Below are 11,570 nucleotides of genomic sequence, written 5' to 3' on the forward strand. Positions count from 1 at the left end.
ATTTTGAGCCTGTTATGTTCATCGAAATCTAAAGGAGGATTTTATTATGTCTACATTTAACCCATCATTGGAGCAAGGACCGGTTGTACAAGCGAAATACACCAGCAATAATATCATTACGCTCGCCTGGAATATGCCAGAGAGCCTTAAGGCCGAAGCGATCTACCTCTCAGCCAGCCCTGAATTTGATGAGAGCAGCAGCACACCACTTGATGTTCAGATCGAGCCGGTAGGTGCATCCTTTACAAGAACGCCGTTTCCTGGGCGCAGCTATTATCATATAAAGTTTAATGATGGCTCCGTCACTACCGTAACTGACCGTATGATTCACACCGATGGAGTGGTCAATTTCCGTGATATGGGCGGATATCATACAGAGGATGGACGGACAACCCGCTGGGGAATGCTCCTGCGTTCCGCAGATCTGCATGAACTGAGTGAACAGGACCTGAAGACCGCAGATGCTCTGGGAATTGATTGGATCTGTGATCTTCGCAGTGATTTTGAAGTTACAAGCCGCCCTAGCCCTGCAATCGGTAAAGCGATCAACACGAATATCCCTTTTATGGCCGAAGCAAGTCCGCAAGAAATGCAGAAGATTGGACTTGACCTGAATGCAGGCTATAAGGCGATGATCTTGAACACAAATAAATGCTCACTTATCCTGCATGAGCTTCTGAAAGAAGATCGCGACACCTCCTTGTTCCACTGTGCTGCGGGTAAAGACCGTACGGGTGTCGTATGTGCACTGATTCTCTTAACGCTTGGAGTGCCTCGCGAGGTAGTTATTGAAGATTATGAGCTTACCAACCTGGCGCTTGATGGACTCATGCAGCGATTCCTGTCCTCAAGTAAAGAGGAAGATTATAAACAATACATGGATCAAATGCCTGAACTGAAAAATGGGATTCCAGAAATGATGAAGGCTGCCTTTATCCGAGCTTCGCTGGAAGCGATCGACGATAACTATGGAACATTTGAGAACTACCTTCACGAGGGCCTTGGCATTACCGAGGAAGAAAGAACACAGCTTAAGAACAAATTCCTGGTTTAACCATCACCCAGAAGTGAACCTTCCCCATTTTTAGCCTTGCTAGGTTCATTACCCAAGTCAAATAAACCGACCCAAATCAAAGTCCGGCTGGCGAATTGCTAAGCCGGACTTTACTATGCTCCCCTCCCGTTTGAGGAGGGGAGAGCTGCTTCTACTTGCGGTTCCACTTGCGGAGGGAGTGAAATATTCAGGGAGAAGCGACAGCGTTCGTATTTGGACAGGGATGGCTTCCTTATAGACAATTCACTGCCATCCCTGTCCAAGAACGATCGTACGGAATATTCACTACCGGAGCAGCACAAGAACCGCCATCTCTGCATTTCTGCATTTCTGCCTCTCTGCCTCTCTGCCACACTACCAATCTTCCAATCTTCCAATCTTCCAATCATTGCAATACCATATCAATTTGTTGATTGACTTCGTTCCTTTTCCTTGCGAATTTTCTCATCTCGTTCCATTGCTTCTTGTACAGCATCGGCGACAACGTCCCTCTTCGGAAGCTTTCCATCAATTTTAATCAAGTATCCAATGATAATAATCTGAAGCAATATGATAACAGCTAACATAATTATGCTCTCCTCACTTTAACAGTGAATGAAACACCTTTGTCATTTTACTGAACCAGATCATTCGGAACCTGCAGTGCCACTACACCTTAAACACCATCGCCGCCTCCACAGCCTTCTGCCAGCCTGCATACAGCCGCTCTCTCTGCTCTTCAGCCATCCCCGGCTCAAATATCCGCTCTGATGCCCACTGCTCACAGATCTCCTCCCGGCTGCTCCAGAATCCAACGGCAAGACCGGCAAGATAAGCCGCTCCGAGCGCCGTGGTCTCACTAATAACCGGCCGCTCGACCGGAGCACCCAGAATATCACTCTGGAACTGCATCAGCAGATTATTCTTCACCGCGCCGCCATCAACTCGAAGCTTGGCAAGGGGATTACCGGAATCCTGCTGCATTGCATTCAGTACATCCCGGGTCTGATAGGCCAGTGACTCCAGCGTGGCACGGATAAAATGCTCCTTGCTCGTACCACGTGTCAGCCCAAATACGGCGCCTCTAACCTCGCTGTCCCAATAGGGACTGCCCAGTCCTACGAAGGCAGGCACCAGATATACGCCGTCCGTCGAGTCCACACGGGAAGAATACAGCTCGCTGTCCTTGGAGTCCTTGAGCATGCGAAGCCCGTCACGAAGCCACTGAATTGCCGAACCGGCAACAAAAATACTTCCCTCCAAAGCATATTCAATCTTGCCATCAATTCCCCATGCGATTGTCGTAATGAGTCCGTGCTGTGAATGGATAGCCCGCTCTCCTGTATTCATCAGCATAAAGCAGCCCGTACCGTAAGTGTTCTTGATGGCGCCTTCTTCATAACAGGCCTGACCAAACAGCGCAGCCTGCTGATCTCCTGCAGCACCTGCGATCGGAACCTCTGAGCCAAAGAAATGATACGGAACCGTATGGGCATACACTTCGGAAGAACCGCGCACCTCAGGCAGCATCGCTCTTGGTATATCAAGCAGGTCCAATATTTCCTGATCCCACTCCAGCTCATGAATGTTATACATCATGGTCCGGGAAGCATTCGAATAATCGGTGACATGAGCTGTACCTCCCGACAGCTTCCAGATCAGCCAGCTGTCTATTGTCCCGAACAGCAGCTCGCCACGCTCCGCTCTGTCTCTTGCCCCTTCCACATGATCCAATATCCATTTGACCTTGGTGGCGGAGAAATACGGATCAATGAGCAGTCCCGTCTTTTGACGGATCATATCTTCATGACCTTGCGTTTTCAGGTCGGCACAGATATCTGCTGTCTGCCGGGATTGCCACACAATCGCGTTGTATACCGGATGACCGGTGTCCTTCTCCCACACAACCGCTGTCTCCCGCTGATTCGTTATACCGATACCGGCAATCTGGGAGGGCTTCACCTCCGCTTCTGCCAGACAAGTTGCAATGACAGCAAGAATTGAGCTCCAAATCTCACTGGGATTATGCTCTACCCAACCGGGCTGCGGAAAATATTGAGGGAACTCCCGCTGTGCGGTGTATACGATCTCCCCCTTTTTATTGAATAGAATGGCTCTCGAGCTCGTTGTTCCTTGATCTAATGACATGATGTACTGCTCCATGTGCTCTACCTCCTGTTTACCGATGCTATTTTTGATAATGAGCGATAAGCTCCTGATTAGATGTGGTTACATATGTGGCTCCCGCTTGGATGGCATTGTCTACATCCTCCACGGTTCGAATGAGGCCGCCCGCAAATATAGGGATTCCCGTTCGGGATGAAACTTCTTTGATAATATGGGGCATAATACCAGGAAGAACTTCAATATAGTCAGGCTGGGTCTTCTCAATGAGTGCGTAGCTCTTCTCAAGCGCGATCGTATCCAGCAAAAAGATGCGCTGAATCGCGATCAGTCCCTTCTGCTTGGCTACACGGATGACACCGGCACGGGTCGAAATGAGGCCGGCGGGACGAATCTCTTGGCATAGAAACTCGGCAGCGTACTCGTCATTTTTGAGCCCGTTGATCATATCGGCATGAAGAAGGATCTTCTTGCCATGCTGCTCTGCAAGCTTGACAATATTCTTCAGCTGAGCGACATGAGAATCGAGCAGAACAATATACATATAAGGACTGTGCATTACGCGTTCCAGCTCTCTCATGCTCTTGACTGCAGGTAATATAGGCAGCGAATGAAAAGCCATATGCCCTCCCCCTTAATAAAGGTATTTGTTGGCATATACGCATGAAGCGCTTTCAAAGAAAACGGGCGCAAAGCCTTGATTTTAGTGATCTTTTTCATAGTTAATCTATCCGGTTGAAGTGAAGAAGTCAATACAGGGCACCTGCAAGATGCAAAAGTCCTATTCCATCTTCCACAAATATCGTTATAATAGCAAGTGTCGCAAAAATATTTTTCTATTTTTTAACCGTTTTCACGAAAACTATTTTCATCTATTAAGGATTCTGCATAGCTCTCTAATAAGAAAGCTCAATCAAATGATGCGAAATCCTCATCGAAAAGGAGTGCAGTAAGCATGTTAAAAGGTCTTCAAAAGCTCGGCAAGTCACTGATGCTTCCGGTCGCTACTTTGCCTGCAGCGGGTATTCTCCAAGCTTTTGCTTTAATAGACTACCAACAGGATATTCCGCTCGGAGCTGTAGGCGGTTTCATCAACCAGTTCATCACCCCCTTTCTGAATGCGGGTGCTGGAACGATTTTCGGCAATCTTCCGATTATTTTCGCCGTCGGTGTTGCCATTGGTCTCGCAGGGGATGCCGTTGCGGCGTTGTCTGCCGTCATCTCTTATCTCATTCTGGTGAAGGTTCTGGAGCAGGTTCCGCTGGTGTTCGGATATATCCCGGACGATGTTGTGCTCAACACCGGGGTGCTCGGCGGATTTATGACCGGTTTGCTGGCTGCTTATTTATACAAACGGTTCCATACGCTCAAGCTTCCGGAATGGCTTGGCTTCTTCTCAGGTAAACGGTTCGTACCGATTATTACCTCAGTTGCTACCATCGTCTTTGCCACATTGCTCGGGATGATATGGAGTCCGATTCAGGATGCCATCGCTGCATTTGGTAATTGGGTCGTGAGTCTTGAAGGCATCGGTGCATTTATCTTTGGTACGGCCAACCGGCTGCTTGTTCCTATTGGGCTTCACCACGTTCTAAATTCCATTGCCTGGTTCCAGATTGGGGAATTCACGAATGCAGCTGGAGAGGTTGTGAATGGTGACCTGACGCGTTACTTTGCAGGGGACAAAACTGCAGGGATGTTCATGTCCGGATTCTTCCCGATCATGATGTTCGCTATGCCGGCAGCAGCGCTCGCGCTCATTCATACCGCAAAGCCGTCCAAGCGAAAAATGGTTGGCTCCATCTTTATCGGTTCGGCCATTGCTTCCTTCCTGACAGGGATTACAGAGCCGCTGGAGTTCTCATTCATGTTCCTGGCGCCTGTACTGTACGTCATCCATGCCGTTCTGACCGGTTTATCCGGATTCATTATGTATATGCTTGACGTCAAGCTGGGCTTCGCGTTCTCCGCAGGCTTGATCGACTACCTGCTCAATATGAAGCTCGCAACGAATCCACTGCTGCTCATTCCGGTGGGCCTTGCATTTGGAGTTGTGTATTACTTCCTGTTCCGCTTCGTCATCGTCAAATTCAATCTGAAAACCCCAGGTCGTGAAGATGATGATGAGCTTGTAGAAGGAACAGGAACGGGAGATGCCTCAGATAAACCAGCAGTAGCTCCGGCCTCTGCAGCAGGAGATACAAAGGCAGATCAAGTGCTTCATCAGCTCGGCGGCGCTGATAACATTGAGAGCATAGATGCCTGCATTACAAGGCTGCGGCTTGTCGTTCGCGATGAGAAGGTTGTAAATGACGCCGGGCTCAAGAAGCTGGGTGCAGCAGGAATTATGCGTCTGGGCAACGGTGCCGTTCAGGTTATCTTCGGAACCCAATCCGAAGCGCTCAAGGACGAGATCAAGAAGAAAATGTAAAGCCGTAATATAACAAAACCTGCTGAAAATTTTCAGCAGGTTTTTTCATTCGGAATTCTATCGGATAATTAGGATAGCCGCACATCTTGAACCCATTCTGCATGCTCCTCCAGATGCCCTGAACGACTGACCTTTGTCTTCAAGTACTTATCGTTATAGGCAGAGCGGTCTCCCCAGAGCGGAACTCTGCCGCTTACCGACATTCCCGCCTTCTGCAGAGATGCCAGCTTGCGCGGATTATTCGTAATCAGACGTACCGGCTCTTCTCTCAGCGCTCTCAGTACACGAATGGTCTCACTGTAATCCCGCTGATCATCGGCAAAGCCAAGTGCCAGATTGGCATCTACTGTGTCATAGCCCTCTTCCTGAAGGAGATAAGCCATCGTCTTGCTGAACAAGCCAATACCGCGGCCTTCATGATTGGCCAGATAGAAGACTGCGCCTGCACCGTGAGCAGCGATCATCTTCATTGACTCATGCAGCTGATAGCCGCAGTCACAGCGCTTGCTTCCAAAGATATCTCCCGTATGACAAATGCTGTGCATCCGTATCATCGCATCCGGATGGTGTTCAAAATCCCCATACACCAGCACGCTCGATTGCTGCTGATCAGCAAGCTGCGCATTGGCAAGGGAAGCGATGAGCTCCTGCTCATCCATCTGCTTCTCTGAGGTGATCCAGCTGTACCACTTAAACACTAAGGTGTTATCCTCCATGTTTACCGGAAGCTGAACAGGACCGACCAGATAGATGTGCTTCTCGCCGTCACCGCCGCCGATCGTCTTGATTTTATTTTTCAATATTTGGATCGTATCGTTCGTGATCATTTATGCTCCCCCTACTCAGGTCTTCCTTGTACGCTAATAGAACCATGTATTTATCGTATTAATCGCCACAGGGTATGTGCCATATTTTCTTATAGTTACTTTACGTAAGTAAGTATAAAATAGATTACTCATTACTGTCAACATAAAACAAAGTAAACAACTATGAATAATAATTATTTTATAAATGATTAAAATGGTAGATAGAAAATTGATTCAGCCACGAACAATTCGGGGATTTTATGGTATTATGTAACAAACATCATAGATTCTACAGAAAAAAACCTCATATCTTTCTTCTTGTCTCATATCCATAGTTATGCGAGTAACAAACGAAGACTACCAAGGGGGAAAACCTATGAAACGGACGTCCTTGATTATTGTCAGTCTCATTGTTGTGCTTGTCATGAGCGGTTGCAGCTTTGGTGCATCTAAGGATTCTTCTGCATCTGACAAAAAGATAACGCTTACATTATGGTATTGGAATCGAAGTATTGATGATGGACTTCTCGCCAAAGCAAAAGAACAATTTCCCCACATTAACCTGGTCACTCAAAAAATCGGCGGTGATTTCAAATCGAAGCTGAAAACGACGCTTGCCGCCAAATCCGGAGAGCCCGACATCGTTGCCCTGAACGACTGGGTCATGGAGCTCTTTCCGAGTGAGGACCGATTCTACGATTTATATGAGCTCGGAGCTGCCGAGGTCGAAGATCTCTATCTTGACTGGAAGTGGCAGCAAGGAGTAACACCAAACGGTAAAATGATCGCGTTTCCAATGGATACCGGTCCGACCGCACTCTTCTATCGACAAGATCTATTCGAGCAGGCCGGACTGCCAACCGATCCGGATGAGGTCAGCCAGGCCCTCTCAACCTGGGAAGATTATATGGATGCCGGCCTGAAGGTCAAGGAGACCTTTGATGGCAAGGTATTTATGACCGACAATATTGACAACGTTTACAATCAGATCATTTCACAAAGTGAGCAGAAATATTTTACAGAGGATGGACAATACATCGGTGATCAGAACGAGGTGATCAAGTACGCATGGGATACAGCGGTTGCGTTCTCGAATAACGGCCTCATTGCAAATGCTGAGCACTGGACACCGGAATGGAATGCGGGAATCAACAAAGGAACGATTGCTTCCTATGTCGGTGCCGTGTGGATGAAGCAGCCACTGCTTGAAGCGGCTCCAGACAGCGTAGGAAAATGGCGGGTAGCAAGGGCACCGGGCGGAGATGGGAATGTCGGCGGTTCCTTCCTGGCGATCCCTAAATCCAGTGAGCACCCTCAGGAAGCCTTCGAGGTCATCCAATGGCTGCAAAACCCAGAGAACCAAGAGACAGCCCTATCGAACCTCAATCTCTTCCCGTCTACACCGGGTGTATTTGACAGCGATACGGTTCAGAAGGAAGAAGAATTTTTTGGCGGTCAGGTGACCGGAGAAGTATTCGCTGCCTCAGCGAACAATGTCAAAGTCTCCTTCTTCGGCGAGCGCTACCCTGCGGTTCATGGCATCATGACCCGCTGGCTGAAGAACATCTCCAATCTGAATCAGGAAACGGCCTTTGATGAAGCGCTGCAAAGGGTCGAGCGGGAATTGAAGCGATAGGAACTACCTGCACGTATTCCTCACTCACAAAAGGAGGCTACCGATATGCAATCTCTGGAACCGAAAACAGGCTCATCCTATGTGCCTGCAGCCAAGAAAGAATCGCTATGGTCTGAAATTTGGAAGAATCGAGCCGTGTACACAGCCATTTCTCCTTTTTATATTGTGTTCGCCATCTTCGGTCTGTTCCCGATTGGATTCTCTCTGTATCTAGCCTTCCAGAAATGGGACGGCATCGGTGAAATGACGTATAACGGATTGAACAATTTCAGCTACCTGGTGACGGATCCGGAATTTTGGCAAGCGGTTGGGAACACTCTCATAATCTGGATCTATTCCACTTTCCCAATGCTGTTCATCGCCCTTGTCATTGCGTTTCTGCTTCACGCTCCATTTGTCAAATTCAAGACCTTCTTCCGGGTCGGCTTCTTCCTTCCCAATGTCACGTCCATTGTTGCCGTCTCTATTATCTTCGCCGCCCTGTTCTCGAACAATTACGGCATATTCAACTACATTCTTAATCTCTTCGGTATTCCCATGGTGCAGTGGCTGGATACCGGCTGGGGCATCAAGACGGCCATTGCCTCGATGGTCATCTGGCGCTGGGCAGGCTACAATGCCGTCATCTATCTGGCGGGCCTTCAGGCCATTCCGCAGACGCTGTACGAAGCGGCTAAGATTGACGGTGCAACCGGCATCCAGTCCTTCTTCCGTATCACGATACCCCTGCTCCGTCCTGTAATCCTGTTTACGGTCATTACCTCCACGATCGGCGGCATGCAGCTGTTCACCGAGCCGCAAATCCTGCTTGGCAATGATGGCGGGGTCGGCGGAGCAGGAATGACGATTGTCCTGTATCTGTACCGTGAATCCTTCATTAACAACTATTTTGGATATGGTGCAGCTGTCGGCTGGGGAATGTTCATCCTCATCGCACTGTTCTCGATCATTAACTGGAAGCTCGTTCAAGGCAAATCATCCAATTAGAAGGAGTGAGGCTTCATGATACAGGCAAGACTCAAATCTATCGGTCTATACGTCGGCTTAGCCATTGGTCTCGTTATCTCGATGTTTCCCTTCTACTGGCTGATTGTCATGTCAACGAGAACGACGGCAGATATCTATTCCTTCCCTCCGAAGCTGTGGTTTGGGGGAGAGTTCTGGAACAATCTCACGAGGGTCATGGAACAGATTGATTTTGTCGGAGCCTTTCTTAACACCTTGTTTGTCTCAGCTGTTGTTACCATTCTGGTATTGTTCTTCGATTCGCTCGCCGGCTTTGCCTTTGCCAAATTTGAATTCCCGGGCAAAAAGTGGCTGTTCGTTCTGCTGCTTGCCACGATGATGGTACCAACCCAGCTCTCGCTCGTACCGTCCTTCGTTATTATGGCTGAGCTCGGCTGGGTCGGCTCTTACAAAGCACTCATTATTCCCGGCATGGTCAATGCCTTCGGGATCTTCTGGATTCGGCAATATGCAGAGGGCTCGATCCCGAAGGAGCTGCTGGATGCAGGACGGATGGATGGCGCAGGCTTCTTCCGACTATACTTTAATGTGGCTCTGCCGATTCTGCGTCCTGCGTTTGCCTTTCTCGGTGCCTTCACTTTCATCGGCGTATGGAACGACTATCTCTGGCCGCTCATTGTACTGACGGACGAGAGCAGATATACGCTTCAGATTGCCTTGTCGCAGCTAAATGGACTGTACAATACAGATTACGCCATGATTATCGCCGGAACATTGCTGGCTATTATTCCACTCATCATTCTGTTCCTATTTATCAGCAAGCAGTTCATTTCAGACATTGCAGCAGGGGCAATCAAGGACTAATCTGAGCTGCAGCTGCAGCTTCATAAAATGGAATTAGGCAAAAATCAAAATAAGCGTTCCCACGTCATTAGTGCTACAGTGGGGACGCTTATTTAAATTGTCTATTCGTACAAACTTAGTACATCGTATCATACACTTCATCAGGCCAATGCAGCTCAACACCTTGCTCCGTAAGGAGAAGCTGATACTGCTCCAGATGCTCGCTTGAATCATACACATGAGCAGGATGGATGCCCTGTTTCAGGCAATAAGCGGCCAGATAGCCGGCTGCCTCGCCAATGTTCCATTCGGTTGGATGCAGACGGTAGCAGCCATTCGCAATCTGCGTCATCCCGATATTTTTGCAGGCAGGAAGCAGGTTCTTCATCCGAATCGGAATAAGTGAGCCAAGCGGGATCTCATAAGGATAATTAGGTATGTAAAAGGATCTCAGCGATTTGGTTGTCGGATGCAGATCCAGATGGTAGCTGCCGACGCCAACGCTGTCTCTGTATCGTTTGATACCTTGATCACCGCGCAGCGCCTTGCTGACATCATGCTCGGTAACCGTGTAGCGTGCCTTGATTCTTCGTGACTCTCTAATATATGCCGTTTTGGCCAGACCATCGGTTGTGCCCAGAATATCCCCTCTCAGCCGAACTCCGGGATAACCTGCACCTCCATCGAGTCGCGGCGCTTCGGTCTGCAGCCAGTAGACGAGCGAGCGTGTCAGATCCCGTGCCTGTTCCTCATGCTCCCGCTGTTTCTGAGCTCCAACACCAATGATTGGTGCCAAGTAGTAATCGTTCTGCGCCCAGTTGAGCAGCGTCACTTCTCCTGTCGGCAACACTTCCCGCCATATGGATGGGTCTACAATTCGGCGGTACGTCCATAACGGTGTAATTCCTTGATCATTGGGAAACATCGTAAATTGTTTCTGCTTCGTTGTGTCATTCGCATCTCCTGCGTACCAGCTGAACAGAGGCATCCGATCCGGCAGCGGCGTATAAGTCTTCCAGAAATCATAGGATGCGGGACGTTCAATCGTAAAATCACTGCCCTCCACGTATTCCAGCGCTGCGACATGCGTAATGGACTGGATATCACAGGGGTCAGCCTTGAATAAAGCATGCGGCTCGCCCGTGTCCTCACCGGATTCCGCACCTACCACAAACTCTGCGCCCACGATCGGCAGCAAATCCCCGTTATCGGTACCATCCAGAAAGTATTCACCTGTTAGCACGAGTTCCTCGCCAGTGTACACCTGTCTTACATTGACGCTCTGTACGTGGTCACCCTTACAATCGGCTCCAGTCGGCACCGTATGATAGAGGATACGAATTTGTCCTGAGTTGATATAGGCCGCCATCATGTCTTCCAGTACTCTTAACGCAATCTTCGGCTCATGAGCAATCCGGCTCACCCAACCGTTGCCCGGGTTGAGTATAGGATCGTTCATCGCCTCATCGTTAAGAGGATAATTCCGTCTGTAATACTCTCTTACCCGGTCCCGAAACTCGCGGTAGCTCGCTGTACAGCCGAAGGATTCAATCCATCGGTGCTCATCCGGCGGAACGGCCTGTGAAGTGAGCTGCCCCCCGATCCAATCTGTTTCCTCCGTCAAAATCACGTTCAGACCTGCTCTTGCTGCCGCTCTTGCCGCTATCGTTCCTCCGAGACTTGCCCCAACTACAATGACATCTGCATGTAAAACTAACGTCATTTCCTGGT

At 49.0% G+C, this 11,570-nt stretch carries 10 protein-coding genes; 5 read left to right on the forward strand and 5 right to left on the reverse strand.

Annotation, left to right across the window (positions count from 1 at the left end; translation table 11 throughout):
- Window positions 1-46: 46 nt before the first annotated feature.
- Window positions 47-1,054, forward strand: a complete 1,008-nt coding sequence (locus tag PUW25_RS23955; RefSeq protein WP_047911287.1) for a tyrosine-protein phosphatase — start codon at window positions 47-49, stop codon at window positions 1,052-1,054.
- 401 nt (window positions 1,055-1,455) lie between these two features.
- Here the strand turns inward: PUW25_RS23955 and PUW25_RS23960 are convergent, their stop codons facing one another.
- The 3 genes from PUW25_RS23960 to PUW25_RS23970 form a co-directional block, all read right to left on the reverse strand.
- Window positions 1,456-1,620: a hypothetical protein gene (locus tag PUW25_RS23960; RefSeq protein WP_193746015.1), complete on the reverse strand. Its 165-nt coding sequence runs from the start codon at window positions 1,618-1,620 to the stop codon at window positions 1,456-1,458.
- Between the two features lie 82 nt (window positions 1,621-1,702).
- Complete coding sequence (gene glpK, locus PUW25_RS23965) at window positions 1,703-3,196, reverse strand: glycerol kinase GlpK (RefSeq protein WP_274337715.1); 1,494 nt, start codon at window positions 3,194-3,196, stop codon at window positions 1,703-1,705.
- Window positions 3,197-3,221: 25 nt separating this feature from the next.
- A complete protein-coding gene (locus tag PUW25_RS23970) occupies window positions 3,222-3,779 on the reverse strand; it encodes a glycerol-3-phosphate responsive antiterminator (RefSeq protein ID WP_205054795.1) in 558 nt (185 codons plus the stop codon).
- 333 nt (window positions 3,780-4,112) lie between these two features.
- Between PUW25_RS23970 and PUW25_RS23975 the strand changes: the two genes are divergently transcribed.
- Window positions 4,113-5,588 (forward strand): PTS transporter subunit EIIC, encoded by a 1,476-nt coding sequence (locus tag PUW25_RS23975; RefSeq protein WP_205054794.1) that lies wholly within the window; start codon window positions 4,113-4,115, stop codon window positions 5,586-5,588.
- 68 nt (window positions 5,589-5,656) lie between these two features.
- Here PUW25_RS23975 and PUW25_RS23980 read toward each other — a convergent pair whose 3' ends face one another.
- The gene (locus tag PUW25_RS23980) at window positions 5,657-6,415 is read right to left on the reverse strand and encodes a GTP cyclohydrolase II (RefSeq protein ID WP_047911283.1); all 759 of its coding nucleotides are present in this window, start codon (window positions 6,413-6,415) and stop codon (window positions 5,657-5,659) included.
- A gap of 355 nt (window positions 6,416-6,770) precedes the next feature.
- Between PUW25_RS23980 and PUW25_RS23985 the strand changes: the two genes are divergently transcribed.
- The 3 genes from PUW25_RS23985 to PUW25_RS23995 are packed head-to-tail and all read left to right on the forward strand — an operon-like array spanning window position 6,771 to window position 9,860.
- Window positions 6,771-8,030, forward strand: coding sequence for an ABC transporter substrate-binding protein (locus PUW25_RS23985; protein ID WP_047911282.1), 1,260 nt, complete (start codon window positions 6,771-6,773; stop codon window positions 8,028-8,030).
- Between the two features lie 45 nt (window positions 8,031-8,075).
- Window positions 8,076-9,017 carry a carbohydrate ABC transporter permease gene (locus PUW25_RS23990; protein WP_205054793.1) on the forward strand — a complete coding sequence of 314 codons (942 nt, stop codon included), beginning with the start codon at window positions 8,076-8,078 and terminating at the stop codon, window positions 9,015-9,017.
- 15 nt (window positions 9,018-9,032) lie between these two features.
- Window positions 9,033-9,860, forward strand: coding sequence for a carbohydrate ABC transporter permease (locus PUW25_RS23995; protein WP_047911280.1), 828 nt, complete (start codon window positions 9,033-9,035; stop codon window positions 9,858-9,860).
- A gap of 115 nt (window positions 9,861-9,975) precedes the next feature.
- On the opposite strand, the gene PUW25_RS24000 is transcribed toward PUW25_RS23995, so the two are convergent.
- Window positions 9,976-11,562 carry an FAD-dependent oxidoreductase gene (locus tag PUW25_RS24000; protein ID WP_047911279.1) on the reverse strand — a complete coding sequence of 529 codons (1,587 nt, stop codon included), beginning with the start codon at window positions 11,560-11,562 and terminating at the stop codon, window positions 9,976-9,978.
- Window positions 11,563-11,570 lie beyond the last annotated feature (8 nt).

The organism is Paenibacillus urinalis (assembly GCF_028747985.1).
Taxonomy (GTDB): Bacteria; Bacillota; Bacilli; order Paenibacillales; family Paenibacillaceae; genus Paenibacillus; species Paenibacillus urinalis.